The 26,961-nt window shown below is 45.6% G+C and carries 21 protein-coding genes; 12 read left to right on the top strand and 9 right to left on the bottom strand.

Features of this window, described 5'->3' with window-relative positions:
* Positions 1–195: 195 nt before the first annotated feature.
* Entirely contained in the window at positions 196–2,172 is a 1,977-nt protein-coding gene (locus tag L3Q72_RS20245) for a replication initiator protein RctB domain-containing protein (protein WP_275132359.1), read from the bottom strand.
* Positions 2,173–3,364: 1,192 nt separating this feature from the next.
* Between L3Q72_RS20245 and L3Q72_RS20240 the strand changes: the two genes are divergently transcribed.
* From L3Q72_RS20240 to L3Q72_RS20205, 8 genes are all read left to right on the top strand, one after another.
* Positions 3,365–4,582 (top strand): ParA family protein, encoded by a 1,218-nt coding sequence (locus L3Q72_RS20240; protein ID WP_275132358.1) that lies wholly within the window; start codon positions 3,365–3,367, stop codon positions 4,580–4,582.
* A 7-nt stretch (positions 4,583–4,589) separates the two neighbouring features.
* Positions 4,590–5,564, top strand: coding sequence for a ParB/RepB/Spo0J family partition protein (locus L3Q72_RS20235; RefSeq protein ID WP_275132357.1), 975 nt, complete (start codon positions 4,590–4,592; stop codon positions 5,562–5,564).
* Between the two features lie 116 nt (positions 5,565–5,680).
* Complete coding sequence (locus L3Q72_RS20230) at positions 5,681–7,726, top strand: GNAT family N-acetyltransferase (RefSeq protein ID WP_275132356.1); 2,046 nt, start codon at positions 5,681–5,683, stop codon at positions 7,724–7,726.
* A gap of 148 nt (positions 7,727–7,874) precedes the next feature.
* Positions 7,875–9,566: a FapA family protein gene (locus tag L3Q72_RS20225; RefSeq protein WP_275132355.1), complete on the top strand. Its 1,692-nt coding sequence runs from the start codon at positions 7,875–7,877 to the stop codon at positions 9,564–9,566.
* A gap of 71 nt (positions 9,567–9,637) precedes the next feature.
* Positions 9,638–10,129, top strand: coding sequence for a GNAT family N-acetyltransferase (locus L3Q72_RS20220; RefSeq protein ID WP_275132354.1), 492 nt, complete (start codon positions 9,638–9,640; stop codon positions 10,127–10,129).
* Between the two features lie 95 nt (positions 10,130–10,224).
* Positions 10,225–11,058 (top strand): AraC family transcriptional regulator, encoded by an 834-nt coding sequence (locus L3Q72_RS20215; protein WP_275132353.1) that lies wholly within the window; start codon positions 10,225–10,227, stop codon positions 11,056–11,058.
* Between the two features lie 64 nt (positions 11,059–11,122).
* Positions 11,123–11,866 (top strand): AzlC family ABC transporter permease, encoded by a 744-nt coding sequence (locus tag L3Q72_RS20210; protein WP_275132352.1) that lies wholly within the window; start codon positions 11,123–11,125, stop codon positions 11,864–11,866.
* A complete protein-coding gene (locus L3Q72_RS20205) occupies positions 11,863–12,174 on the top strand; it encodes an AzlD domain-containing protein (protein ID WP_275132351.1) in 312 nt (103 codons plus the stop codon). Before L3Q72_RS20210 ends, L3Q72_RS20205 begins: the two co-directional genes overlap by 4 nt.
* A gap of 78 nt (positions 12,175–12,252) precedes the next feature.
* On the opposite strand, the gene L3Q72_RS20200 is transcribed toward L3Q72_RS20205, so the two are convergent.
* A complete protein-coding gene (locus L3Q72_RS20200; RefSeq protein ID WP_265698078.1) occupies positions 12,253–12,591 on the bottom strand; it encodes a cytosolic protein in 339 nt (112 codons plus the stop codon).
* A 723-nt stretch (positions 12,592–13,314) separates the two neighbouring features.
* Here L3Q72_RS20200 and L3Q72_RS20195 point away from each other — a divergent pair.
* A complete protein-coding gene (locus tag L3Q72_RS20195) occupies positions 13,315–14,337 on the top strand; it encodes an IS110 family transposase (protein ID WP_275129409.1) in 1,023 nt (340 codons plus the stop codon).
* A 589-nt stretch (positions 14,338–14,926) separates the two neighbouring features.
* On the opposite strand, the gene L3Q72_RS20190 is transcribed toward L3Q72_RS20195, so the two are convergent.
* Positions 14,927–15,460 carry a dihydrofolate reductase family protein gene (locus L3Q72_RS20190; protein WP_275132350.1) on the bottom strand — a complete coding sequence of 178 codons (534 nt, stop codon included), beginning with the start codon at positions 15,458–15,460 and terminating at the stop codon, positions 14,927–14,929.
* 9 nt (positions 15,461–15,469) lie between these two features.
* Between L3Q72_RS20190 and L3Q72_RS20185 the strand changes: the two genes are divergently transcribed.
* Together L3Q72_RS20185 and L3Q72_RS20180 are read left to right on the top strand one after the other, a co-directional pair.
* Positions 15,470–15,703 carry a hypothetical protein gene (locus L3Q72_RS20185; protein ID WP_275132349.1) on the top strand — a complete coding sequence of 78 codons (234 nt, stop codon included), beginning with the start codon at positions 15,470–15,472 and terminating at the stop codon, positions 15,701–15,703.
* Positions 15,687–16,610 carry a DMT family transporter gene (locus L3Q72_RS20180; RefSeq protein WP_275132348.1) on the top strand — a complete coding sequence of 308 codons (924 nt, stop codon included), beginning with the start codon at positions 15,687–15,689 and terminating at the stop codon, positions 16,608–16,610. Before L3Q72_RS20185 ends, L3Q72_RS20180 begins: the two co-directional genes overlap by 17 nt.
* 23 nt (positions 16,611–16,633) lie before the next feature.
* On the opposite strand, the gene L3Q72_RS20175 is transcribed toward L3Q72_RS20180, so the two are convergent.
* From L3Q72_RS20175 to L3Q72_RS20160, 4 genes are read right to left on the bottom strand one after another with little or no spacing between them, the layout of a single operon-like run.
* Entirely contained in the window at positions 16,634–18,748 is a 2,115-nt protein-coding gene (locus tag L3Q72_RS20175) for a type I secretion system permease/ATPase (RefSeq protein ID WP_275132347.1), read from the bottom strand.
* 25 nt (positions 18,749–18,773) lie between these two features.
* Entirely contained in the window at positions 18,774–20,684 is a 1,911-nt protein-coding gene (locus L3Q72_RS20170; protein WP_275132346.1) for an EAL domain-containing protein, read from the bottom strand.
* A gap of 5 nt (positions 20,685–20,689) precedes the next feature.
* Positions 20,690–21,355: a transglutaminase-like cysteine peptidase gene (locus tag L3Q72_RS20165; RefSeq protein WP_275133762.1), complete on the bottom strand. Its 666-nt coding sequence runs from the start codon at positions 21,353–21,355 to the stop codon at positions 20,690–20,692.
* Between the two features lie 50 nt (positions 21,356–21,405).
* Entirely contained in the window at positions 21,406–22,797 is a 1,392-nt protein-coding gene (locus L3Q72_RS20160; protein WP_275132345.1) for an HlyD family type I secretion periplasmic adaptor subunit, read from the bottom strand.
* Positions 22,798–23,021: 224 nt separating this feature from the next.
* Here L3Q72_RS20160 and pdxH point away from each other — a divergent pair, with 224 nt between their 5' ends.
* Positions 23,022–23,657: a pyridoxamine 5'-phosphate oxidase gene (pdxH, locus tag L3Q72_RS20155; protein WP_275132344.1), complete on the top strand. Its 636-nt coding sequence runs from the start codon at positions 23,022–23,024 to the stop codon at positions 23,655–23,657.
* A 42-nt stretch (positions 23,658–23,699) separates the two neighbouring features.
* On the opposite strand, the gene L3Q72_RS20150 is transcribed toward pdxH, so the two are convergent.
* Both L3Q72_RS20150 and L3Q72_RS20145 read right to left on the bottom strand, forming a co-directional pair.
* Complete coding sequence (locus L3Q72_RS20150) at positions 23,700–25,517, bottom strand: SUMF1/EgtB/PvdO family nonheme iron enzyme (RefSeq protein ID WP_275132343.1); 1,818 nt, start codon at positions 25,515–25,517, stop codon at positions 23,700–23,702.
* A 213-nt stretch (positions 25,518–25,730) separates the two neighbouring features.
* Positions 25,731–26,831, bottom strand: a complete 1,101-nt coding sequence (locus tag L3Q72_RS20145) for a PEGA domain-containing protein (RefSeq protein ID WP_275132342.1) — start codon at positions 26,829–26,831, stop codon at positions 25,731–25,733.
* Between the last annotated feature and the right edge of the window lie 130 nt (positions 26,832–26,961).

Genomic DNA, 26,961 nt, shown 5'->3' with positions numbered 1-26,961 from the left:
CATCACTTTCATTCAGGCAAAAAAATAGCGAGGTTTGCACCTCGCTAAAAATCCATAACCTTATGAATTTAAACAATATGAGCCAATCTATCAATTTCATTAGAAAGGACAAAAGGTTGTCTATTCGTTTTTAAGTTTAGACACGGGCTGGAGAACCAATGTCAGTAAAGTGTCAGGATTTTGTTTGTTTCAGAACTAATTCCCCACCGCCACATCTTCAATGGCGCGGAATACTTCCTCATCGATATGACCTTCAAAAACTTGCTTACAGATTTTCTTCCGTACCGCTAAACCGGAAATCAGCCTTTCGATAGACAGATGTTTGCTTTGAGCCTGGCTGTTGTACAACTCGACAGTCCGGCTCAGAGTTTCGTAGGAAACCACCTGCTCGCCTACTCTAAGCCAATCCAGCTTCTCTAAGAGCTCCTGACACTCATTCTGGATTGAAGAGTGCGGATGCCCGGTCATTGCAGAAAGAGCCGTTATACTGCGTTCCAGAGCCTCTGGAGAGGTATACTTAGACAGGGTGATAGTCAGCTCATCCGCGTTGATCTCAACAAGGTGCTTTCTCAGCTTGACCCTTCTGCCAAGGCGCCCGCCCGGAGAAGCCTGCTTACGCTGGATTGGCTCAAACTCACCATCAATAATTTCAGACAGCTCTTCCAGCTTCTGCTTTGAAAGCATCTCGTTGCGCAGCGGGTTTGGCAGCGTTGGCGCCATATTACGCTTACCGGCATTGGTCGTTCTTGCTCTGGAATAACGAACAACTTCATCCACGTCACACTTAATGTCCATCCGGTAGTCTTTGGTCTTACCTTTGGTATCTTCAGCGGTAAGCGTCAGATGGTAGCCCCACAGATTAACGGTAAAATGATCTTCACCCCCCTCCCCTTCCGATAACTTTTTCAGCTCACGGATCATCTCATTGGAAAAACGGCGCCATTCAATGTTCCGGGAAAGCTTTTGATTCAACTCACTCAGAAGCAGGCTGTCGGTCAGCCTTCTTGACATACGGCTTCTGAAATAGGAGTAAAGCTGGAAGATCAATGTATGCTGCTTCAGGATCTCCGGCGGGAAAAGGAAGAAGTAATCTTTGGTCAGCAGCTCTTCATAGAACGAGGGTTCCCAGACCAGAATGTAGAGATTTGGCTTGATCCGGATCTCACCTGCTGCATCTTCCGACGGCGCCTCTTCGGATCCTGTAATGGTCCGGGCAAGAAAACGGAAACGATCACTCTTAAACCCTTCCGGCATGTTTTCACTTAACCAGCGGCCCGCCAGTTCATGAAGCTGAAAGTCCGTATATTCAATACGGTCGATACTTTCACGGATGGAATCCCTGGCCGGGCCACTGTCCTTCTTGCCACGCATAGAGAGGATATCGGTGATATACAACGGGGTTTTATTCGGGATCTGGACCCCGTTAATCTGGTAATCCTCCTGATGATGTTCATGGTATTGCACCGTCAATGTAAACAGAGCAAACAGCGTCATCAGATCATCTACCGTCATAATATGTTTCGAGGATCTTGTTTCGATCACGGCACGGGATCCTGAGATCGAGACCATGGATTTCTGATAATTTTTTCTGGTTCTCGGTGGAGCAAGCGCCTGATCAATAATGCCCGCCCAGTAAGCAGGCGAGACCACAAACTGCTCCGACTCATCCTTCATCGCTGGCGGTGTTTGCAGGCCATACTCGTTTAACAGGCGGCGGTTTACCTGAGTCTGAGCCAGGGCTTTAGACTTTTTCTGCTTCTCCGTTCGTTTACTTGATTCAGTCATTAAGCTGGTTGCACCCATAACTGAAACTAACTGGGCCGGGTTAACAAAGCGATGCAGCATGGTTTTGCCGGCAAGACCTTCCTCAAACCGCACCGGGATTTGAGTAAACAGACCAATCTTTACCGCTGCCCTCAGTCTTTGCTGAATGGCTGCTCTTGTCAGATGACGGTCAGATGCCTCAACAAGCTCCGTTGTGGAGACAAAACCATCTTTACTGCTAAAGCCTCGTAATGAAATCTGATTTAATAGCTCAATAATGCTTTTGGTAACACCTTTAAAGTGCTGGTACTGCTCAATCCAATCTACTACATTTTCTGATACTTCAAATAAATGACCATCTTTATGACTGCGTGGTGCTTTGATCAGTATCTTTTCATCTGATTTCATTCGTGATCCAATTCTCATTAGCCGTAAACTTGCTATAGTTCCAAAAGAGTAAAGAAAATAAGATCATAAATAAAGGAAAAAATTGCTGCCTTTAAAAACTGATCTTATTGATTAAATAGATCTATATTGATTAAGTGATCTAATGATCTGGGCCTTCTCTTGCTCGTAACTCATTGTATAAAAATAAGTATTTTTTTTTGTTCTCGAAAGCATGATCATGTGTATTCGGGAAGAATGATCATAGAAAGTCCAGAACGATGATCAAATATCTCCGAAACGTTGATCATGTAACCTCTGCAAACTTGATCATCATGCTTTCGGAAAAATGATCATGATAACAACACAGGTTATCCACAGCCTGAGAGTTGAAATTAAACAAATTTAAGCAGAAAGGAGGTGATTTACAGGTTGCGAAAGCATGATCAAGGCACTCATTTATCCGTAAACCAGCCATTCTGCTATTTTCTTATGCCATTGTTCGCCAGTATCGTAAATCAGCCGTAACCAGCGTGGTTTTACTCCCGAGCCGAAAGCATGATCAAGGCTGTCACAGTGTAAAATTGGATAGCGGTTAAACCCTTCTCTCCCGTTAAAGAAACACCAATGCCTTACTCCATAAGACATTGGCCGTAACAGAGGCAATAAAATATATGCTTCCGAAGAATTATTGCCTTGATCATCGATCCGATCTTTTGATCTTCTTAGATATTCTGCGATTGATGAAAAAACGAGCTGTAAATCGTCTTGATCATTCTTCCGGAAAAGCTGGAAACTCCGAAACAATGATCAAGGTAGTACCTTGATCATTCTTCCAGAGCGTAAATCGGATTCAGAGTAATATATTTGATGCTTAGCTTGCATAAACTTAGTTTGTTAGCCAAATGTTGCTTATTGAAGAGTAGAATTTACACAGGCCGTAATTCAGCGGTGTTTTATTATTGTTCCGGGAATATTGATTATTTACACTGTAAATGAGTGACGTGGTAACATTTTAAATCTGTGGCATATTGAGACTCTTTCCTTACTAAATATTAGAGTGTTTTTGGGCTAAAAAATGCTCAATTGACCGCTTTTTGTATATCTGGATAAATTTTATTGTGATGTAACACAGTAATGCATGTTCACCTTTTTATTGTTATCGCTTTGATTTGCTGTACAATAACTTCATTGAATCTGATAACGGAAACAGACCATGAAAAGAGAGCAGACGATAGAGAACCTCTACCAGTTAGCAGAACAGACTAAACAGGTGCAGGCTGATCGTATCGAGATTGTACTTGAAGAGAGAAGTGATGAGCATTTTCCGCCAATGTCAAAGGCATTGATGGAAACTCGTTCCGGGCTGACACGCCGAAAACTGGATGACGCAATCAATAAATTAGAAGAGGGCGGACATCAGTTTACTAAGAATAACGCGAATCACTATTCGATATCATTGCCGGAAGCGCACATGCTAATGGACGCAGCTGGCGTGCCTAAGTTTCATGAACGTAAAAATAATTCAGGCAACAAGCCGTGGGTGATTAATGTTCAGAACCAAAAAGGCGGTACCGGTAAGTCGATGACAGCCGTTCATCTGGCTGCCTGTCTTGCTCTGAATCTTGATAAGCGTTACCGCATCTGTCTGATTGACTTAGATCCTCAGGGCTCTTTACGCCTGTTTTTAAACCCTCAGATCAGCATCGAAGAGCATGATACGCTTTACTCTGCCGTTGATATTATGCTGGATAATGTGCCAGAAGATGTGGTGGTTGATAAAGAGTTTCTGGAAAAGAATGTGTTGCTTCCAACACAGTATCCAAACCTGAAAACTATTTCTGCCTTCCCTGAAGATGCGATGTTTAACGCAGAAGCCTGGCAGTACCTGTCTCAAAATCAGTCACTGGATATTGTTTGTCTGCTTAAAGAGAAGTTGATTGATCAAATCGCAGACGATTTTGATATCATCATGATTGATACCGGTCCGCACGTTGACCCACTGGTGTGGAACGCTATGTATGCATCAAATGCACTGCTTATTCCATGTGCGGCTAAGCGTCTGGACTGGGCTTCTACGGTTAACTTTTTCCAGCATCTGCCAACGGTTTATGAGATGTTCCCGGAAGACTGGAAAGGGCTTGAATTTGTTCGTCTGATGCCAACCATGTTTGAAGATGACAACAAGAAGCAGGTTTCAGTCCTGACTGAAATGAATTACCTGCTAAATGATCAGGTTATGATGGCGACAATACCGAGGAGTAGGGCGTTTGAAACCTGTGCCGATACTTACAGCACAGTGTTTGATCTGACGATCGGTGATTTTGAAGGTGGTAAGAAGACACTGCAGACAGCGCAAGATGCTGTTCAGAAAAGTGCGCTAGAATTAGAACGTGTGCTTCATAGCAATTGGTCTTCATTAAATCAGGAGTAAAGGATAAATGGCAGCAATTAAGACTTCTGAATTAAATGCTAAGTTATTCGGTAAAGCAAACAAAAGAAGAGCGACAACCCCTCAGGAAGCTCAGACTGCAGCCAAAGACAAGGCTCAGGTTATTGAGCTGGCGGTAGCAGGGCAGGAAGTGGTTGAGTTTGAACTTGTCCGGATCCCGGCAAGCGAAGTTGAATCAACAACCATAGTGTTTGAAGAGAATGCTCGTGAGCAGTCATTTTTAAATGAACACGCTCTTTCTGATGTACTGGTTACACTTCGCGAACGCGGACAGCAGTATCCTGCGGTGGGTCGCAAGAGCGAAGACGGAAAAGTCGAGGTGCTTGACGGCAGTCGCCGAAGAATGTCCTGCATTCTTGCACAGAAAGATTTTCTGATTTATGTCGCAGAGAATATCAATTCTGAGCATGCAAAATTCCTGTCTGATGTCGCGAATGCGCATAAGCCTCTGTCGCTTTATGAGCGTGGCAAAGAGATGCAGGCTAAGCTGGATAGTGGCGAAGCGGAAGACCAAAAAGCGCTGGCACAGATGTTCCAGTGCAGTGAAGCTCTGGTTAGTGGCGCGTTAAAGGCGGCCTCTTTGCCGCTTGAGCTTTTGCAGGCTTACCCGAATGTGGTGGATATCGGCCGTCCGACTATCGTGAAATTGCATAAGCATTTTAGCGAACTTTCTGATGAAGGCCGTGAAGCTGTACTTAATAAATGCCGCACAGAAGGCAAGTCTGTGTGGGAAGAAAGCGAAGCTCAGGGTATCGCGCGGTTGACTAAAGAAGTTTCCGAGCATATCGAGCAGTGGATTAGCGAAGTTGCGCCCGCTAAAAAGCCGGTATCTAACAAAAAGGATCTGATAAAAGGCAGAGCAAGTTACACCAGAAAAGGCACCAGTCTGGCCATCAACCTGAAGAAAGTGGATGATGGAATGGTAGATGAGATCCTGGCTTTTATTGAGTCTAAGATGCAATAAATCTTTTCTCTGTAGCAAAGCACTGATTAGAAAAAACCGCCGCTGGCGGTTTTTTTATGCCAATAATTCAGACTCTATTGTACTATTCCGTTAACTCACATTACGGGATTAACGGTATGCAGCTCCACTCAGATTTCCTCAATAAATTAAACCTGTTAGCCGGGAAGGCAAATCACAGATTTGCTGTTGTTATGGAAGGGGAGATTGACTGGAAATTTCAGCTTCTGAACAACTACCTCACTGATAAAGAACAATCCCTTGTTACAAAGATTGGAGGCGAAGCAGTTGGAGAAGTGCAGCAACTTTCCTATAAACAGGGCCAGCAGCTTTTAGGGTGTGAGCGACAAACTTTAATCTATGATGATTTAGATGGCTTTGATGCAAACAGCTTTACGGCTGCGACCGGAGCTCTGGTTGGTGGAGGGATTATGTTTATTCTCTCTTCTTCCGGGTTGCTCAGGCACTCCTGGTTTAAACAAAGTTTCTCGGATCTGTTTTGTCTTTCTGCTGAAACTTTGCCGCCTGAGCTGCCAAAAAAGGAGCCTGTTAGTTCTGATGAAAACCGGTTTGAGGACCAGAACTCAGCTATCGAAGCCATCGCAAAAGTGTTGAACGGACACCGGAAACGACCATTGGTTATTACTGCGGACAGAGGTCGCGGCAAGAGCGCAGCCCTTGGCCTGGCAGCTGCGCAATTAATGCAGCAGAGAAGCACAAAAATTCTGGTGACAGCTCCGGCCCGTAAAGCAGTTGACCCTCTGTTTTCTCACGCAAAGCAGAAGCTCGCGGAAATTACATTCAGCGATAAAAACCGGCTGCAAACTTCTTGTTCGGAAATTCAGTTTATCTCGCCTGATGAGCTGCTAAGAAGTAAACCTGATTGCGATATTCTTTTTGTTGATGAAGCGTCAGCAATACCTGTTCCTATGCTGATCTCTCTGGTCGGGAATTACCACCGCATTGTGTTTTCCACAACGGTACACGGTTATGAAGGATGCGGGCGTGGTTTTACTATCAAATTTTTTGACTGGCTGAATCGTAACAGGCCGGGCTGGAAAAGAGAGCATCTAAATCAGCCTATTCGCTGGAGCAAAAATGATCCGCTGGAGCAGTGGTTATTTAAGACCTTTTTGCTGGATGCTGATCTGGATGATATGCCAAACACTGTTCCTGGTTCTATCGCTGATGCTGAGGCGGTTAGCCTGAATCTGGTCAGCCATGAACAACTAAGAACGGATAGTTCTCTTCTCAGGCGCTGTTTTGCTCTTTTAGTCAGCGCTCATTATCAAACATCGCCAAACGATTTAATTCATCTTCTTCAGGACCCGGATACCCACCTAATCACGGTTCAACTAAATTCAGAGATTGTTGGCTGCCTGTTAGTACTCAGGGAAGGGGGGATGGACAGAGTACTTGCTGAGGGCGTTTTGTCCGGGAAAAGACGACCTCAGGGACATCTGGTCGCGACGACAATTGCAACTCAACTCTGCACGCCAAAAGCCATTGAGATGAAATGTCTGCGGGTAATGCGGATTGCGGTTCACCCTGGTTTGCAGGGAAAAGGGATTGGTTCAAAAGCGTTGGAACAGCTTTCTCTTTTGCAGGAAATCGATTTTGACTATATCGCCACCAGCTTTGGTGTTACCTCTGAGCTGTTTTCATTCTGGCGGAGTAACCACTTTGTGCCGTTAAGGCTGGGAGCAAAACGCGACCCTGCGAGTGGAACACACTCAATTCTCATGGTGAAAAAAGATGACTCAAATGACTGGATTGGTGAGTTACACCGCCGTTTTGCGCGAAACCTGTTGTTATTATTACCTGAAACTTTTGTAAATACGGAATCTGAGCTAATTTTACAATTATTAGGAAACTCTAAAGATACGGGAGAGGTAAGCTCTGCCTATCGAACCGAACTATTGCAAGGCTATAGTTCCGGTGTGGTGAGCTATGAAAGTGCGTTTTATGATCTCTATGAATTTGTCAGCGTTCGTGTCATTGACAAAGCTTTGCCTGTTCACCCTATGTTCATTGCTAAAGTACTGCAACGGCAATCATGGCCGGATGTGTGTCACTTATTTGGCTTTACCGGTAAAAAGCAGGCAGAGACTTTTCTAAAGAGTGAACTAATAAACTATCTGAATTTACAGTGTAAAATTGAGTGATAGCTTACTATTTACAGTGTAAATCAGCAGTAGAATTTACACTGTAAAGTGAAAAGTGACGTAAGACCTACTTTTGCGTAAAGTTTCACAAAAAGTTTCATAATTTAGATAGACTGCTTTTGGTGCTAAAAACGGATTAAATATTCAGATGTGGAAAGAGCTAACAAGACTAAGTGATGATGAGAACAGTGTCATTGCACAACTTCCTCCGCAAGAAGAAGTTGGGCCGACATTTAGTTCAGACGGACTGCTTCGTGTTCTTGAAGAGCTTGATGTTCAAAGCTTTTATCTTGATCAGGATGCAGTGACTCTGTTCGTCAACTCTGCACGTGAAAAGAAGAAAAAAGCCTATGACGGTATTGTTGTTGCGTATAAACGAAACGCCGAGGCTGAAGTTCTGTTTGAAGATCACGACTTGTTGGCGACCATTTCTGTTACCGGTGCGTATGGGGGTAGAGGACTTAACGGACCTGATATTCTGGCCTTACTGGCTGAGCATAAAGTGGCTAAAGGGATAAACAAAAATGCGCTGAAAAAGGTTATGCAGATGAGCGCAGAGCTTGGTCCCGGTGAAACCTTTACCCAGCCGGTAGCGGCTGGCCTCAGAGCTAAAAATGGTAAAGATGTTCAGTTTATCCCACTGGTTGAAGATGTGAACGAGCGGGTGCTCCGTCCTCAGGAAACCAACGAAAAAACCGAACAGGTCGATATGCGCGACCTGGGTGAAACTATCGCAGTCGAAAAAGGTGAACTGGTTTTAAAGCGCATTCCCGCCACAAGAGGTACTCCCGGCTACACGGTCACAGGAGCGCCCATTCTTCCCACACCAGGGAAAGACAAGGTTTTGAAACAAGGTAAGGGCACTGTATACGATTCAGAAGATCCGAATCTGCTTCGTGCTGATATATCTGGTATGCCAATTATCCGGGAAAATACCGTTGATGTGGACCCGGCGCTTTGCCTGAAAAATATCGATGTCTCCACTGGTCATGTTAAGTTTAAAGGCAGCATTATTATCACAGGTAATATTGAGCCGGGCATGATTGTAAGAGCGACGGGTTCCATTACCGTTGGTGGTTTTATTGAGTCAGCCGATGTGCAGGCTCAGGAAGATATTACCGTCGGCCAGGGAATCATTGGCCCTGCAGTTGATGAAGGTGAAGAGAAATCCTGCACCGTCAAAACCAACGGCAGCATCAATACTAAATACGCACAGTTTGCTTTTCTTCAGGCCATGGGCGATATCAATATGGAGTTGCACAGCCTGAATAACACCATTATGTGCAGCGGAAACCTGACAGTGATGGACCCTTCCGAGAAGAAAGGGACCTTGAGTGGTGGTGCTGCGAAAGTGGGTGGTGGTGTTAAGTGTGTTTATCTTGGTGTTGAAGGTGATACTGCGACCTTTATTCAGCCTTTTGTCCGCTTTAATAAGTACAAAACCGGGCTGGCTGAACTGAGAAATCGTTACAAAGACGTTCAGACTAAAACCATGAACGTTGTTCGTCAGGAAATGGAGTATAAGAAAAAGCCCAAGGAAGAGAGAACGCCTGAAGGCTTAGCTGAAATCGAATCTCTGAAGCAGCAGAACAATGAAGCCATTGCAAAAGCAAAAGAGAAAATTGACTGGGCTGAGTCTGAGCTAAAACGCCTTCTGAAGGAAAATACGGTGGCTGCCAGGGAAAAGGTGTATACCCGTGTGACGATTCAGTTTGGCGATGAGACTGTTCTTACCAAGCGGGAGCATAATGCTGCTGTCTTTTCTTTTGACCAGTACACCATTCATTGCCGAAGAATGGTTGAAGGCAAAGAAGTTGATGAAGAGGAAGAAGAGCTGTAAGCCATCAGATTTAACATTCTGGTGAAATTGGGGTAGTCTTCTGCTCCAGTTTAGGAAAAATTTGGATACTTATGATTAGAGAAGTCACGGAAGACGATGCTAAGAAGATAGCGGATATCTACAACCATTACGTTCAAAACACGACAGCAACATTTGAAGAGCACCCTGTTTCTGCCCAGGAGATGGAGCAGAGAATTGAAAAGGTTCAACAGTCCGGCTTGCCCTGGCTGGTATTTGAACTGGGCGATTCTATTTTAGGTTACGCCTACGCTTCTGTCTGGAATCAAAGAACCGCTTATCGTTATACAGTGGAAACCTCGGTTTACCTCACCTCTGAAGCTGCAGGGCAGGGCTTCGGAGCCGAACTCTACCAGCAACTGCTGGATAAACTGCGGGATCTTTCCATTCGCAATGTTCTTAGCGTTATTACCCAGCCAAACCCAAACAGCGTTGCCTTACATGAGAGCCTTGGCTTTAAAAAAGCCGGAGAGTTCAGTAATGTCGGTTATAAGTTTGATAAGTGGCTGAGTGTCGGCTACTGGCAACTGCAAATGTTTAATTAGATCATACCTGTTCCAGATAGAGCAATTTTGTACAAAAAATTATTTACCCTGTAGGCTAGACTGGTTGCAGAGCGCTATTTTGTACCGGAACCCCCATGACTAAGAATGCAAAAATCAAAGAGAAAGCTGATTACAAGATCACCGACGAGCTGGGTGGCCTTGAAATTCTTAGTGCCAAGTATGATAAACAGAACTTTTCCCGTCACAGTCATGAAGGCTATACCATAGGGGTTATCGATAATGGTGCTCAGCGGTTTTACCGAACCGGCGGGCATCATGTTGCGCCACAGGATACGATCATTCTGGTTAATGCTGACGAGGTACACAGTGGCCACTCTGCAACCGAAGGGGGATGGTCCTATCGCGCTATGTACCCTTTGCCTGAGCAACTGGAACAAATCACAAAAGATTTAAATCTTCCGAAATATGGTGCGCCTTATTTTCCTGAAGCTGTGGTTGCTGACCCTGAATTGGGGAATCAGCTTCGTCTGGTTTTCAACACTCTGGAAAATTCCGATAACCGTCTGCTGCGTGAAACCCTTATCTACGGCACCTTAGTTAAGTTAATCGGTAAACATGCAAGGTCCAGACTGAATCCGGATTTGCAGGGAAAGACGCAGAGACAGCTGCTTTTGGTTAAAGAGTTTCTGGATGATTTTCCTCAGGCGGATGTGTCACTGGATGAGCTGGCCAGACTGGCTGCACTCAGCCCTTACCATCTGGTACGTTCTTTTCAGAAAGAGTTTGGCCTGCCACCACATGCCTATCAGATACAGTCACGTCTTCGCATGGCGAGAAAGCTGCTTAAAGAGGGGCACTCCATTTCTGATACTGCGCAGGAGTGTGGCTTTCATGACCAAAGCCATTTCCACCGCCACTTCAAAAAAGCCAACGGCTATACACCAGGCCAGTACGTAAAGCGGCTCTGAGCAAATTTGTACAATCCACTGCTGGTTTTCTTTTCTAGATTGAACAGAAAAACAGGAGAAAAAAATGGATTGTGAGGTTAATAAAAAAAGCAGCAGAAGGGCGATGCTGTGGCAGGGGATAATTGCCGGGTTGCCTTTATCTGTCGCGGTTGTACCCTGGGGAATTCTCGCCGGCTCCTACGCGATTGACGCAGGTCTGAATATGCTGGAAGCCCAGGCGATGTCAGCTATTCTTTTTGCCGGGTCTGCTCAGCTGGTCGCGGCAGGATTGTTTAAAGCCGGAGTCGGGCTGGGCACCATGCTGCTGACGACTCTGTTTATCACTTCACGTCACTTTCTGTACAGCGTATCAATGCGCGAGAAAATCAGATCTCTGCCGGTACGCTGGCGTCTGATCCTCGGTTTCTGGCTGACCGACGAACTGTTTGCTATCTGTAGCAGTCAGTCTGATAAGGAGTTTAACCGCTGGTTTGCCGCCGGAGCCGGAGGGTCGTTTTATCTTCTCTGGAATCTGGCCAGCTTTGTCGGGGTTATTGCAGGAAGCCAGATCCCTTCGCTGAATGATATCGGGCTGGACTTTGCTGTTGCTGCCATGTTTATTGCTCTGGTATTTCCTTTAATCAAAACAAAGCCGGTTCTGGTTGCAGTGTTGGTTTCCATGGTTTCATCTGTGTGTCTGGCAATAAATAATGTTGAAGGCGGGTTAATGCTTGCGTCCATTATGGGAATGGTCAGCGGTTATTTTTGCGAAAGGTTCGCAGTCAGTAAAACAGATACTCCAATACAGATTGAAGGAGAGAGCGCATGAATATGGTATCCATACTGGCAATGACAGCTATCGTATTTCTCAGCCGTTATCTGTTCCTGGAACCAAGGGTTCCGCTGAAACTCAACGGGCAGGCGTTGCGGTTTTTAAGTTATTCCAGCCCCTGTGTGCTAACGGCTATCTGGAGCCCGATAGTGTTTGCTCCACACGGTCAACTGACGTTGCTGAGTTATAACCCTTATCTGCTGGCAGCGATAGCAGCAGTCGTCCTTATCTGGAAAACCGGAAATGTATTGATGACGACCCTGGTGAGTATGGTTTTCTTTTTGGTGTTGAATGTTGTTATTTAACCGCAGCTCGGGCTGATGCCAGAGAGCGAGTCAAAGTAGAGCGCTCTCTGGATGCCAATCCGCCGTACAGAATAATTTTCAGTCCATTCGGGTGATAAAGGTTTGCTCGTCATCCACAAAAGCCACAAAGCCGCCGTGATAGATAAACACCCGACCACGGCCTTCAACCAGGCAGGCAAGCTGTGGGTTCAAATCCTCTTCGTTATCTTGGCTTTGAAAGGTGCCAGTATCGGTGATTACACCGCTGAGTGTCGGCAAATACCCATAAGTTCGCTTGGCTTGATCAATCAGATTCAATTCGCTGGCGGTAGAGAAGCAAAAGGGGATGGCACCAGCTTCTTCGATAAATATTGTTTTCAGTTCTTCAAAAGCTGTAATCACCAGCCAGTCGATGCCGTTAACATGATGGATAAACATAGAGTTTCTCGGTAATTCTGATGCGGAGATTTTATCACTATCAGGAGAGAACGTAGTAGAGATTTAGTAGTCAGATGCTCATTGGTTTAAAACCATTATTTCATAGTCAGATTTTGAGAACTCAGCTTTTTCATATGCTTTAATTGCAGCACTGTTGCCTTTATGAACATATAAACGTAGTTCTAATCCGTTTTGTCTGACCATTTCTGATTTGACTGCTTCTAGAGTGCCATATAGTTTAAATAGTGAGCACCAGAGCAGCCTGAAAATTACTCAGATAAGGCGTGTTAGTGAAGGAATAGTGGGTTGTCTTTCAAGCTGTTTTACTGCTTGCTTATTATTGTTTGAGGGTGGCGATCCGGTGTAAGTCGTTTTCAGATAACTTCTTGTATTGTAGAACGTCATAGGCCACCTGCTCTCAATGATGGCTGAGATGCACGGAACTGGACAAAAACGAGCGCTGCCATTTGAAATGGCACGCTTTATTTATGCAATAATATTGTTAAATTAGTCACTACCCTCTCGTTCCCATGCTCCAGCGTGGGAATGCATACCACGGCTAAAGGTATTCACGTAAGGCACTAAAAGTAGAGAAAATAAGTCCAGTGACAACTTATACCCCGGCTGGTAACTTTGAGTCTGATATGCAATGGCATGGACTCCCTCACCTTCGTCGAAAATATCGGCTAAGGTAAGAGTGTCAACTAAAAAGGAGCCCATGCCATGAACAAGAATATCACTATTTCTATCGACCTTGCTAAGACTGTTATTCAAGTTGCGATAATTAATAAGCACGGAAAGCTTTCATCTAATCAAAAAGTATCTCAATCAAAGTTAATTTCAATGGTGGCTAAGCACCCCAAAGCTGTTATTTGTATGGAAGCTTGTGCAACGGCTCATTATTGGGGTCGAAAGTTCCAGCAGGCAGGACATCAAGTCTTACTCGTGCCTGCTCAGATCGCCGCTAAGTATCGCTCGGGAAATAAAAATGATCCCAATGATGCTTTGGCTATTTATGAAGCCAGTCAGCGGACAGATATTCATTTCGTTCCGGTTAAAACTGTTGAACAGCAAGATCTTGCCTGCTTACTAAGACTGCGGGAAGGTTATATTAAGCAACGAACACAGCTTGCTAACCGTATCCGGGGGCTTGCGATGGAATATGGCATCAAATTTCCCATAGGAATCAATTCGCTCAGAAAACAGCTACCGTTTGAGTTGGAAAATGCTGAAAATGAATTAACCCATGCTGCTCGGTTTATTCTAAATAATCTTAAAGAACAGTTGCTCGCGCTTGATACCCAAATTGATGATGCCACTCAAGCTCTTACCAATCAGGCAAAACAAAATGAAGATTGTAAGCTTTTAGCCTCGTTACCGGGTATTTCATGGATTTCAGGCAGTGCTTTGTATGCCAGGTTAGGAAATGCATCGGCTTATAAGTGTGGTAGGGATGCAAGCGCAAGCATTGGATTAGTGCCTGCTCATACAGGAAGTGGAGGTAGAAATATCAACCTTGGCATTACTAAGCGAGGAGATCGTTATCTCAGAGCTCTTGTCGTTCATGGTGCCCGAGCTGTAGTTAGTCATGTCAAAGATAAAACTGATCCACTTAGTCAGTGGATACGCTCTCTGTTAGAGAGAAACCATGTGAATAAAGTCGTTATTGCTCTAGCGAATAAGATAGTCAGGATGGCGTGTGCCATATTGAAATCAAAACAGCCTTACCAGCTTAAGTTAGCTTAACTGAAATAAGGTAAAGCTGAATTTGGAGCAAACGACAAACCAGCGTAATAGCAAGTAATTAAGATAAAGTGTTAGCACAGCACACAAGGCAAACTCTGTGTGGGAATGAGGCAATAAATGCCTGGACTGCGATTAGAAGCCTTGTTAGTGGATTTAGCCATAAAGGTTCGGGGTAGCGCCCCATGATGAAACCGAATATACGTGCACTTGCATAAACTCTTATTATCTTAAACCACTTGTGTTACAGGGGGAGTCCATATACATTCCCACGGAGGACCATGGGAACGAGAGTTTTGCGTAACTATTCAATTGTTCGATAAGTCAACTAAATCCTGAACGAGCTCAATACTGGGAGTTATCGTTCACCACCTCCCGGCAGCCAACCATGAGCTAAAGTGTCGCGATTTCAATGGTACGGTCTGCCACTGAGTAATCAAAGTCCTATGGCTTGCTTTAGCTGTATCAGACCACCGAGATTAACAAACGTAAAGGGCTGATCGGGTGAGCTGGAATACGCACTGCTTTTGAGTGCGAAGTGATACAAATAGGCATGTTTTAAAGATTATATGGCCTGTTTAAGAAATTAATATTATTTTTCTCGCACGTAAGTGGTTTGAACCAGGGTTTCTAATACGATTTCACTCTTGGTCACTTTGAAGTTTAATGGCTGTTTTAGTTCACCAAACAAAGGAGCTCCGCCACCAAGTAAGATAGGGAAGCGGGTGATCACCATTTCGTCAATCAGGTCTTCTTTGAGGAAGTTTTGAATGGTCACACCACCGTCAATGTAGAGGTTATTAAATCCTTTAGCATTTAGCTCCGCAAGAATGTCTTTCAATTTTCCTTTGACCAAAAAGACTTTATCTTCATAGCCTTGTGGCACTTTCGTCATTGTGTTACTCAAAACGAAGACCGGCTTTGTATAAGGCCAGTCGCAGTCAAAACTCAGTACCACCTCCAGAGTGTTACGTCCCATTACCAAGCCGTCAATTCGTTCCATAAGGGAGAAGAAGCCAGTATCGATATTGTCCGGGTTTGGTACTGAATGTAGCCAGTCAAGTTTGCCATTTTTATCTGCAATGTAACCGTCCAGACTAGCTGCAATAAATACGATGTTTGCCATAAGTACCTCATGAAAATGGTTGTGGTTGAGCCGGTTCAAATTACCGGGCGTTATAAAACAATTACTGCTCCTTTATCTTTACACAAAAATGCGGAAAAGGAAGGTCTGTATTTGATGGTTAATTTGTGGTTCCTCTATTTTGAATATGGCGCAATTTTCGGATGTTATATGCTTGCCGCTGCAGTTAATATGAAGAGAAAGATGAATAACACGGATTACCCCTACCATGACACCGACCATTAACCATTCTATGAGCTTAAAAGTATGGGCTATGCTCGTTTTGCTCTCCATGCTATGGGGCGGCTCTTTCTTTTTTGTGGGCGTAGCGGTCAATGACCTTCCTCCATTAACCATAGTGACGCTTAGAGTTGCAATAGCCGCGCTTACGCTATGGGGAATCGCCATAGTGACAGGTTTGCGTCCACCACAAAGCCTGACAGTCTGGGTTTCATTTTTAGGGATGGGGTTACTGAACAATGTTATCCCCTTTACTTTGATTGTATGGGGGCAAACTCAGATTGCATCAGGTCTGGCTTCTGTGCTGAATGCTGCAACACCGATATTTGCAGTAGTTGTGGCTGGAATGATGCTGCCTGATGAACGACCAACCCCGCTAAAACTAATCGGCGTTGTTCTCGGCTTTGTGGGGGTTGCTGTGATGATAGGCGTGCCTGCTTTAGGTGACGGAAGTAATTTGCTGGCGCAGCTTGCTGTTATTGCCGCAGCCATATCTTACGCATTTGCAGGCGTATACGGGCGCAGGTTTAAGTCACTGGGCGTTAATCCTGTTATTACAGCGGCAGGACAGGTAACGGCTTCAACGCTTATATTACTTCCTGTTACGTTATTTGTAGAAGGCTCTATCGAAACGGACAGTATAAACATGAGCACATGGATAGCTATTGCAGGACTTGCTGTTGCTTCCACTGCGGTAGCTTATGTTCTCTATTTCAGAATTCTTGAACTGGCCGGAGCGACAAACGTACTGCTGGTTACTTTACTTGTGCCCGTCTCCGCTATTCTGCTTGGCTCACTATTCCTGAACGAATCTCTGGAAGTCATTCATATAGTTGGCATGGCGTTAATCGCATTCGGGTTATCTGCGATTGATGGCCGTCTGTGGTATCGCATGAGGTCAGCTTTTGCATAAGCAATACAGTTTCATCCGTTGAATCAACTTACGGCCCGTACCCGTCCATGCTTAAGATCATCCAGAATCTTCTCTTTCGGGCCATCTGCGATAACTGTCCCTTTTTCCATCACTACGACCCGGTCTACCACATCCAGCATGGTCATTTTGTGAGTGATAAGGATCAGAGTTTCATTGGGTTTCATCTGCTTCAGCTGGTGCTTAATGTGCATCTCTGAGCGGTTGTCCATGGCACTGGTGGGTTCATCAAGCAGCATGACCGGAGGGTGACCCAGCATGGCTCTGGCTATGGATACTGCCTGACGCTGACCTCCTGACAGCAGCATGCCGCCTTCACCAACCTGCCTTTCAAGACCGGCGGGATCTTGCTGAGTAAAGGCTGTTACGCCTGCACGGTTGGCGGCATCCAGCACCATGCGGTCATCCACCAGCTGCTGGCCCAGAGTGATGTTGTCCCGGATTGAACCAAAGAATAGAAGACTTTCCTGCGGCACACAGCCTATATTGCGTCGTACGTCCACGTGATGGAGCTGGGCGATATCGGTGTCATCTATGCGCACATGGCCCTCTGTAGGGTGATACAGGCCCATTATAAGGCGCTCCAGCGTTGTTTTACCTGAACCTATACGGCCTATGATGGCTACCTTCTCTCCTGGATTGATTTTTAGCGAGAAGTCCCGCACTGCGGCAGCGGGTGAATCCGGGTAGTGGAAGGTGACTTTATCCAGTTCAATTCTACCCTGGATAACAGGCCTGTGAATATAGCGCTTTCCCTCTTCCTGCTCGTCGGGCATCTCCATCACCTGATTGATGATGGTCATGGAAGACTTTGCCTGATTGTAGCGTGCTGAGAGGAGTGAAAGCTGAACAAGCGGATTGATAGCTCGGCCGCTTAGCATTGTTGTGGCAATCAGGCCACCCATGGTTAGTTCACCTTCTGCAATCAGGTAGACACCAAAGATGATCATACCAACGTTACAGGATTGCTGAACAAAGCCCGCCATATTCTGGATTGAATCGGTAAATCTGCGGCTTTTGATACTCCAGTTTGCCATATGGGTTACCGCTTCTTCCCAGCGATACTGGAACTGGCTCTGGGCACCAAAGAGTTTTACTGACTCTAATCCGGCAATACTTTCGATAAGGTTGGCGTACTTTTGCGACGCCAGACGGGAGCCTTCCTCGATACTTTTTCTCAGTGGCCCCTGAATTAACAGGGAATGAATGATCAGAATGGAAACTCCGATGATAGGGATGATTACCATGTTGCCGGCAAGCAGCCAGATAATACCCAGAAACATGATGGCAAAAGGAAGATCTATCAGCGCGGAAATGGTGGCTGAAGTGAAGAATTCCCTGATGGATTCGAACTCCTGAAGGTGTCTGGCAAAGGCGCCGGTGGATGGCGGGCGGGAGTCCATGCGGATGCCCATGACTTTACTAAACAGTTTGGAGGAGATCAGAATGTCGGATTTTTTCCCCGCTATATCAATAAAGTAACTGCGAAGGAGTTTCAGGATTAGGTCGAATACAAAAATAACAAAAATACCCGACGCCAGCACCCACAGGGTTTCAAATGCCAGATTCGGTACGACTTTGTCGTACACCAGTCTGGTAAACAGGGGAGCGGCGACGGCAAAAATGTTGATTAACAGTGAGGCAATCAGAACATCGCGGTAGATATGTTTCGATTCAAAAAGTGTACCCCAGAACCAGTGACCATCACGGGTTTTCAGTATTTCCGGTGAACGCTCATCATAGCGGAACTGTTTTTTTACCAGAAAATAGCGACCGATATATTGTTGTTGCAGCTCTTGCAGAGGGATAGATACAGGAATCATCTGCGAGTCGGCAGAGACGACTTCGGCTTCGCCTGTGCTCTCATTCACACTGACCAGTACGCAGGCATCACCATCTTTTAACAAAAGCACGACCGGAAGAATAAGCTCTGAAATCTCCATCAGAGGGGCTCTGTTCTCTTTCGCTATCAACCCAGCTCTTTCTGCGGAGCGGGGAAAAAGAAAGGGCGTTAACTTACCGTCAGCCAGGGGCAGTCCACTCACCAGAGCCTCTGGTGAATTGGACAGGCCGTAATAGCGGCTGATGTAAGCAAGAGAATTTAATAAAGGATCGCGCATGCAACCATAACCTTACTGCTTGTTATTATTTGTAAAAGATGAATCCCTGGAAGGCTTCAACATAGTTCTCTGATAGCGTATCCAGTTGCTCCTGAGTCTCTACCCTTGAAGCGATTGTGGTAATGCCCAGATCATGCGCTGTCCGTGAAATAGAGGTCAGCGTGTATCTCTGTTTTTCATCTTCAATCTGGTGAGTATACAGATAGTCCAGCTTCACATAGTTAGGTCTGAACTCACTGATATATTCAAGAGAGTGGAAATGGCGGCCGTAGTTATCTACACCAAACATAGCACCACTGGTTTTGATCGCATGACAAAGCAGGGCAGTATGGTGCTGATGGTGAACAAAGCAGACTTCCGGGATCTCAAAGTGAAGCTTGCTAGCCAGATTTTTGTACTTAGTCAGCAGTTTGGTTAGCCAGCGGATAAAGCTTGGTTCTACAACACTGCTTACGGTCAGGTTGATCGCCAGCGCATCAAACAGTTCACCGGAATCCAGCTTATTAACCATCTGTTCTATTACGTACTGGTCAAAGACATAGCCCATATTCAGCTGTTCTAATGCGAACAGGTACTGGTTTGCAGTGTATCTGTCGTCACCAATTTCGATGGCCGAGAAGACTTCTTTATGGAAGATCTTACGGTCAGCGTATTTTGCCGGCTGATATTTAAACTTGATGGCATTGCTGGCAATGGCTTCTTCAACCAGAGCAAGCCACTGTTTCTTACCAAGCATAACCTGATCGCTCTGCTCAGTGATAAGCCCGTACGGCTCTTCCGGCGAAGAGGCGGCTTTAGAAAGCGCGTTATCCACCAGGGACAGGATTTCCGTATTGGTTTTTTTATTTTCGTTATAAACAAGGCCAAGGAAAGCTTCATTTGTACTTAAGCCGATTGGATCCAGCGTCGCATTTTTAATGTCATTCATGATGCTGTCGGCTGTAGAGCGCAGCTCTTCTTCATCGATATCAGGCAGAATCAGGGCAAATTCATCGTTACCGATTCTGGCGATGGTGGCTGAAGGTATATTGCTGCTGACATTCAGGTGCCCGGCAACTTCCCTCACCAGGTTGTCACCGGCTTCATAGCCAGATTCGTCGTAGGTCTCTTTGATAAATTTAGCCTGCAGCAATGCAACACCACCCTTGGAAGATTCCGCCAGCCACTGGGTAAGTTGTCCCATAAACAGAGCCCGGTTACCCAGTTTGGATACAGGGTCGATAAACGCGCGTTCCCGCAGTTGCTGCGCTTCTCTGGCCTGAGCTTTAAAGTTCTTTTCAATCTGGCCCGACATATGGTTAATACCGTCAACCACTGCAACCAGATCCGTTGTTGACGGTCTTTCCAGTGGCTTGCCGAACTGGTTATCTTCTATCTCTCTCATTCTTTCGGTAATAAGGTGCAAAGGATTCAGCGCCTTTTTCAGAATCAGTGCAATCGCGGTAATACCGATAACAAAAATGCCAAAGAATACAGTGGAGAGTTTAATAAGAGCGGCCCAGAGCTGCTCATAGGCATCGCCCGGGTGACTGATAATTTCAACTTCAGCAAGCTGCATCCAGCCACTGGTGATAACGCGTTTGTCATGCAGTTTTTTCAGCAGGTCCAGGCTGATAAACCAGTCAGGTACACCGGATGCCACCACCTTGTATGAACGGACTATCTCTTCATCGTTGTCCAGAAAATGCAGTTTTACTGCTGAGTAGGAGCTGCCGTCAAAAAGTGCGTTAATAACCGACTCAACCGCGACTTTATCGTTAACCTCAAGATAAGGTGCCAGAGCCAGGCCGACAGTGTTGATGGTGTTGTTCATTTCTGAACGTTGCTGCTGTATCAGGTAGTTCCTGGTTGTATTGAACTCAATGGCAAATACGGAGCCAATCAATACTATAAAAACAGCCAACATACCTGCGACGATTTGTCTATATAAAGTCATGGTGCTTACTCATCCATATTTATAATTGGTTTGTTTAATTTCAGCGCATCTCTGCGAGAGCGTAATTCGTTCCATAGGCTCAGGCGGGAGGATTTCCCGGCCAGTTTACCGCTTGCCTTTTCCTTCATTAGCCACAGGTTTTTACCGTTGAAACTGTAAATAGGTAACAGGTCTTTTCGCCTTGTGGCTGGTTTGATCTGAGGGTTGATATTGTCCAGAATTAAAGGGACTGAGCTGGGTTTTTCATAATAGGTTAGCACCATATGAAACTCGTTCAGACGCAGCGCCTTAACATAGGCAAGCCGCAATTTTTTGTCTGATACGCCAAGCTCAAGCAGTGAAAAGTACTTAGCGATGGTGAAGTCTTCACAGTCACCGCCATTGGCACCAAGGAATTCAAGTGGCGTTGCCCAATAGTCGTTTTTTCCCCATAGATAGATATCGTTGACAAAATTCATCTGGTTGAAAAAACGGTTCACTTCATACAGCTTTTTCTGCTCTGAAGCCTGGGCAAACTTAGCCAGCGTTTTACGCCAGGTGATAACCCGCTTCCCTGCACGGGCACCGTAGGTTGAAACAGCCGCTTCAACCCAGGTTTGTTCTTCTTTATTAAGTGCTGTTGATGTGAGTGATACCACTGACAGCAACAGCACTGGCCATTTTCTGAACATTGATTTGCCTGTCATTTTCTTGTTAAGCAACTGGTCATTATTGTTATCTCTCATTCTCTCAGTGCTGACCGCTGCGCAGAGATAATGGGTTTCAGCAGGTAATCCAGCACGCTGCGTTTACCGGTAATAATATCCACAGAAGCAGTCATCCCCGGGATGATGGGTAGTTCTTCGTTGTTACTGAATTTATGCTCGTCGGTTCTGACTCTGACAAGATAAAAACTGTTCCCCTCCTCATCCTGAATGGTATCGGCACTGATGTGCTCCAGTTCGCCGTTAAGTCCGCCGTAACGGGTAAAGTCATAGGCACTGAACTTTACAATCGCAGGTAATCCGGGGCGAAGAAAAGCGATATCTTTTGGTGCGATTTTAGCCTCAACCAGAAGCGTGTCTTCTGTGGGAACAATCTCTACGATATCCATGCCCGGTTGGATAACACCGCCGACAGTGTTGATATGCAGCTTCTTAATGGTGCCTTTTACCGGTGATACAACTATGGTCCGGTTTACCCTGTCTTCCAGACCGACGGCAGATTCCGTTAATGCCGACAGTTTGTCCTGTGTCTGATTTAGCTTCTCCTGCTGCTCAGAGCGAAACTTTAATGCGGCATCAATACGACTAAGTTTAGCCTCTTCTATTTCAGATGTCAGACCGGGAATTTTAAGTTCTGTTGAGGTCATCTCACTGCGGGTATCATTAAGCTGACGCTGCAGTTTTAACAGCTCTATCTGCGGAACTACGCCTTCATCGGCCAGAGGCTTGGTAATTTCAAACTCCTCTTTGGCGAAGTTGTAGCTCTTTCTCAGGTTTCTGGCCCTTGATCTGATTTCGATTAATTCCTGCTGTTTCTGCTTTACCTGCTGTGTCAAAACGGACAACTGGTTTTGCAGGTTTTCAAGATCCTGCTTGTACTCGTCCATTTGTCTTTGCACAAGGTTAGGTTGGGACTCCTTCAGATTCGGAGGAAACGAGAGCTTGTTGAAGTTGATCTGTACGCTTTTAGCCCAGTTTCTGGCCGAGACTTTTTCATTAATTTGTACACTGGTAATTGAAGCTGAAAGTTGCAGTACTCCGGCGGTCAGGTTCGCCACCTGCTGTTCGCGCTCCCGAAAGTCTGAACGAAATCGGGTATCATCAATAAGAATAAGTTGCTGGCCTTCGTCCACGCTCTGACCTTCACGAACCAGTATTTTTTTCACCAGCCCGCCTTCAAGGTTCTGCACTACCTGAAGCTGTGAAGAAGGGATGACCTTACCTTCACCGACAGTAACCTTGTCTATCTGTGCCCAGGAGGCCCATGCGATGGCAAAAATAAAAAACAGCACCATGACCCATAACAGGATGCGGGCGTTTTTAGGTGTTTTAAGCAGCAGCGCAGCTGTTTTGTCATCTAAATATTCGAGCTCTACGCCATCCAGTTTTTGGTATTTTTTGCTGCTCATTAAACGTCCTTTGATATTTCCTTAGCGAATATAAGGTATCAAAAAATAAAAGAAATTACTCAAATAGTAATACAGATTTGTAAAGAGTGACTTCTTCGGTGGAGCATTTTGTCTATTTTCACAAAATAGAGACCCGTTTTGACCCATTTTTATTTCAAATCAATTCTTTCTTGTCTTAATCAGGCGAACGGAGCACAATCTAGGAAAAATTCAGAGGAGTAAACATGAAACTGGCTGATATAAGAAGGGAATATAGCAAGGGCGGACTGCGCAGAAAGGATTTGAAAGAGGATCCGATTGATCAGTTTAACTTCTGGTTACAGCAGGCAATTGATGCCGAACTTATCGATCCTACTGCGATGACAGTTGCCACTGTTGATGCAAATGGTCAGCCATCCCAGCGTATCGTACTGCTAAAGCGAGTTGATAAGCAGGGGTTCGTGTTTTACACCAACCTTGGCAGCCGTAAAGCTCAGGAGCTGGAAGGCAACAACCGGATCAGCCTTCATTTCCCGTGGCACGCTATTGAGCGCCAGGTTCATGTTACCGGTGTTGCTGAAAAGCTGACGGCAATGGAAAACATGAAGTACTTTACTTCCAGACCAAGAGAGAGCCAGCTGGCTGCCTGGGCAAGTAAGCAGAGCAGCCGGATCTCAGCGCGGGGTTTGCTGGAAGGTAAGTTTCTGGAGCTGAAAGATAAGTTCTCTAAAGGTGAAATTCCTGTACCAACCTTCTGGGGCGGTTTCCGGGTCCGGCCTGAAGCAATCGAGTTCTGGCAGGGCGGTGAGCACAGGCTGCACGACAGGTTTGTCTATTCAAAACATGATGGTGACTGGGATATAGACCGCCTGGCTCCATAAAGAAGTAAAACAAAAACGCACTGCCAGGGCAGTGCGTTTTTTTTACAGCTCTCTCAGAATCCTGAAACCAACATAGTTGGATGAGGTATTCGGCGACAGGAACAGGCGGCTGAATGCGGTTGCCTGATTTGGAGAGAAGCTCCATGCCCCACCTTTAGTTATGCCGCGAGCATCGCTTGTCCATTCCCAGACGTTACCCACAACATCAAACAGGCCAAAGCTGTTTGGTGCAAAGGTTTTTACCGGTGAAGTGCTTACGTTGGACCACTTAGTGCCGCCCCAGCCGGTGTTTGCCTGACCGGTTCCGAATGAGTTGCCCCACCAGTATGCGGTTTTGGTGCCGGCTCTTGCTGCCACTTCCCACTCAGCTTCTGTCGGAAGTCTGTATTTGTAACCTGTCTGCCTGGAAAGCCATTTTACATAGGCTTTCGCGTCAGTCTGGCTGATGCATACTGCCGGAGAGTTTGGTGTCTGCTTAAAGCCCGGGTTACGCCAGTAGCTGTCTGTTACCGGAATAATCTGGGAGTTATCAACCGTTGTGCAGATCTTCTTAAGCTCTGCATCTGTCTGGTAATTGGTTGCATTGACGAAGGTTTCAAACTGACGAACGGTAACCGGTGTAGAAGACAGAGCAAACGCTTTTTTGATGGTTACCTGAGTTGAGCTGTTTTCACCAATCAGGTACTGACCTGAACCGATAACCACCATTTCAGGTGCTTTGCCTTTGTTGGTTAGTGCATCGGCAAATACACGGCCAGAGTGTGGCAGGTTCTCTTCTTCTCTCAGTACTGCACGCAGGTTGTGATCTGTGGTGATCTTCAGCTCCTGATGGAAGGAGCGGTATCCCTCTTTTTCAATGGAAACCATATGAGTGCCAACCGGAAGCATAATATCCACCGGAGTGCTGCCGTAGGTGACATCGTCAATGGTTACTTTATCCTGATACTGGTTAGAACGTATGGTCAGAGTTACCCACTGCACTTCTTTCTGTTGCAGGCTTTCTGTTGGTTCATCGCCTTTATCAAAGCAGTATTTTGAATCCACATTAAGCAGTTTACACGGGGTGTTTTTAGACGGCCTTGCTTCCATGCTCACATCCATGATGGTTCTGTAGCGAATGCCATCATAAAACCCGGACTTAGTTACATTGTGCCCGACAACGTGAATGTTAAGTGAGGTAGATGAAAGGTGCTGTTTTACCAGCTTATCTTCAGTGGTTTCACTGATAAGCTGTCCCTGGAACTGGTTTACTGCTTTCTGAAGACCAAGGGTTTTCGTTTGTTCCGCACAGTCAGAAAGCGTCATATTCTGATCACAGACGTTTGTGAAACTGACGGAGATCTGCTTTTGCGGCTGCAGCTCGGCGCGAAGTCTTTCAACACGGGCTCTGACTTTTTGCTGCTCAAGCGCTTCAACATCCGACTTTAGTTTCTTCTGTTGTGCTTCCAGAAGGCTCAGTTCGGCATAGAGCTCCTGAATGGCCTGCTCTTTTTCCAGACGCGTTTTCTGGTTCTGTTTAACGCTGGCCCAGGCATCCTGATAGGCTCCCTGACTCGGGCGAAGATCAAATTGCGGCTCATCATTCAGGCGGGCATAATCGCGGTCGAGCGCAACCTTGGCTTCTTTCAGCTTTTTGTCTAAGTGAGTAGACTGTTTTTCCAGCAATGCCTGCTCGTCCTGAGCCTGACGTACTTCTGCTTTTTTGTCCGCAACCTGTTTCGATGAAGCGTCCATTTCAGTCTGTTTAGAAAATAGCGCGTCTTGTATTCCAAGAACCGTAGCAGGCTCATTGGCAAGTGCAGCCTGACTTATCAGGCAGGGAGAAAGCGCTAACAATAATCCAGGTAAACCGTGTCGCATTGTTGTAATACTACTTAATTGATTAATTGGGCAATTCCCCATTTTATACTCAAGTTGCATCAAGATGCGAGAATAAGCGGAATTTTTTGGGAGTTTATGCAAGTCACAGTTTTTTAAATCTTGCGGGGTAATGCGGGTTATGCCGAGGTCAGATACAAAAACGCCATCTTGTCAGTTGCTGATAAGATGGCGTTTACAGGATTTGCGCGGTGATTAGCTTTTTTTGCTAGGAAGCAGTTTTACCCAAACCGTATCGTTACCGTTAATAGAGATAACACGGTTATAGGTTTCAAAGCCATCTTTAGAAACGGTTACCTGATGCTTACCGGCAGGAAGTACCAGTTCAACAGGTGTGCTGCCATATTTTACGCCGTTGATAGTGACTGAATCGTTGTACTGATCAGAACGAACGGTGACGTTAGCCCACTGCTTGTCTTTATTTGAAGAAGACTTGGATTTGCCCTTCAGGCAGTATCTTGATTCCACATTCAGCAGTTTACATGCTGCTGTTGCTTCTGGTTTTGCCTGAAGCTGAGCCTGCATTTGTGTGCTGTAAGAGTTGTTGCCGGAGAAGCCGCTTTTAATGATCTGGCTTTCCTGAATGTGAATGTTCAGCTGAACACCATCCAGATTCTGTTTCGCCAGATTTGACTCGGTAAGGCTGGCAAGAAGTTTAGACTTGAATGTCTTAACCGCTTTTTGCTTAGTCAGGTATTTCCCCTGGCTGGCACACTCGCCAAGTGTCATTGTTGTTGAACATGTTGTGGTGTAGCTGGATTCAAGAACATCACTTTCACGCAGTTCAGCACCGATACGTTTTACACGCGCTTCGATACGGGCTTCTTTCAGGTTCTCATACTCGTTTGAGTAACGGGCTTTCTTCTGCTTAACCTGAGACAGGCGCATTTCACTTTCTGTGATGTCCTGACTATTGGTTAGCTGGTGAGACTGGTTCTCTTTAACAGAAGCCCAGGCTGCCTGATACTCTTTCTGAAAGCTGGTCAGATCCGTTTCAGGATCGTCAAGCAGACGAGAATACTGTTTATCCAGTGCTGACTTAGAACGATTTCGCTTCGCTTCTAATTCAGAACCTTCACGTTTTAGAGAATCCTTCTCGTTTTGAAGACGTTTCAGGTTCGCGGATTCTGTTTCATACTCTGTATTAACAGAATCAATATCTGCTTTCTTTTGGTCTAATTTCGCGTCAATTGCCACAACAGGATCTACCTGTTGTACATCATCAGCTGCAATTGATACCGTTGACCAAAAAGGTGTCAGCGCAAGCATTAGCGCTGGAATACGGCGTGTGATCATAGGTCCCTGCAATTACAAATTACAATTCAACAACATTATTCCCCCCTAAGCGGAGGAATACTACGAATGAGCTTATACGATAAATGTGTAGAGCTTGTGCTCTGTACACTCACCACCTAAATTTTTGTTA

It is taken from the genome of Vibrio sp. JC009 (assembly GCF_029016485.1).
Lineage (GTDB): Bacteria > Pseudomonadota > Gammaproteobacteria > Enterobacterales > Vibrionaceae > Vibrio.
Note: the sequence above shows the minus strand (reverse complement) of the source record. Positions and strands in the feature narration are given on the sequence as shown.

Bases quoted from the DNA above. Each gene is read 5' to 3' on its own strand.
- L3Q72_RS20165 (WP_275133762.1), bottom strand. From the start codon at position 21,355: ATGTTCAGAAAATGGCCAGTGCTGTTGCTGTCAGTGGTATCACTCACA.
- L3Q72_RS20160 (WP_275132345.1), bottom strand. From the start codon at position 22,797: ATGAGCAGCAAAAAATACCAAAAACTGGATGGCGTAGAGCTCGAATAT.
- L3Q72_RS20195 (WP_275129409.1), top strand. From the start codon at position 13,315: ATGAACAAGAATATCACTATTTCTATCGACCTTGCTAAGACTGTTATT.
- L3Q72_RS20230 (WP_275132356.1), top strand. From the start codon at position 5,681: ATGCAGCTCCACTCAGATTTCCTCAATAAATTAAACCTGTTAGCCGGG.
- L3Q72_RS20225 (WP_275132355.1), top strand. From the start codon at position 7,875: ATGTGGAAAGAGCTAACAAGACTAAGTGATGATGAGAACAGTGTCATT.
- L3Q72_RS20205 (WP_275132351.1), top strand. From the start codon at position 11,863: ATGAATATGGTATCCATACTGGCAATGACAGCTATCGTATTTCTCAGC.
- L3Q72_RS20220 (WP_275132354.1), top strand. From the start codon at position 9,638: ATGATTAGAGAAGTCACGGAAGACGATGCTAAGAAGATAGCGGATATC.
- L3Q72_RS20175 (WP_275132347.1), bottom strand. From the start codon at position 18,748: ATGCGCGATCCTTTATTAAATTCTCTTGCTTACATCAGCCGCTATTAC.
- L3Q72_RS20180 (WP_275132348.1), top strand. From the start codon at position 15,687: ATGACACCGACCATTAACCATTCTATGAGCTTAAAAGTATGGGCTATG.
- L3Q72_RS20150 (WP_275132343.1), bottom strand. From the start codon at position 25,517: ATGCGACACGGTTTACCTGGATTATTGTTAGCGCTTTCTCCCTGCCTG.
- pdxH (WP_275132344.1), top strand. From the start codon at position 23,022: ATGAAACTGGCTGATATAAGAAGGGAATATAGCAAGGGCGGACTGCGC.
- L3Q72_RS20240 (WP_275132358.1), top strand. From the start codon at position 3,365: ATGAAAAGAGAGCAGACGATAGAGAACCTCTACCAGTTAGCAGAACAG.
- L3Q72_RS20245 (WP_275132359.1), bottom strand. From the start codon at position 2,172: ATGAAATCAGATGAAAAGATACTGATCAAAGCACCACGCAGTCATAAA.
- L3Q72_RS20145 (WP_275132342.1), bottom strand. From the start codon at position 26,831: ATGATCACACGCCGTATTCCAGCGCTAATGCTTGCGCTGACACCTTTT.
- L3Q72_RS20190 (WP_275132350.1), bottom strand. From the start codon at position 15,460: ATGGCAAACATCGTATTTATTGCAGCTAGTCTGGACGGTTACATTGCA.
- L3Q72_RS20200 (WP_265698078.1), bottom strand. From the start codon at position 12,591: ATGTTTATCCATCATGTTAACGGCATCGACTGGCTGGTGATTACAGCT.
- L3Q72_RS20185 (WP_275132349.1), top strand. From the start codon at position 15,470: ATGAAAATGGTTGTGGTTGAGCCGGTTCAAATTACCGGGCGTTATAAA.
- L3Q72_RS20235 (WP_275132357.1), top strand. From the start codon at position 4,590: ATGGCAGCAATTAAGACTTCTGAATTAAATGCTAAGTTATTCGGTAAA.
- L3Q72_RS20215 (WP_275132353.1), top strand. From the start codon at position 10,225: ATGACTAAGAATGCAAAAATCAAAGAGAAAGCTGATTACAAGATCACC.
- L3Q72_RS20210 (WP_275132352.1), top strand. From the start codon at position 11,123: ATGGATTGTGAGGTTAATAAAAAAAGCAGCAGAAGGGCGATGCTGTGG.
- L3Q72_RS20170 (WP_275132346.1), bottom strand. From the start codon at position 20,684: ATGACTTTATATAGACAAATCGTCGCAGGTATGTTGGCTGTTTTTATA.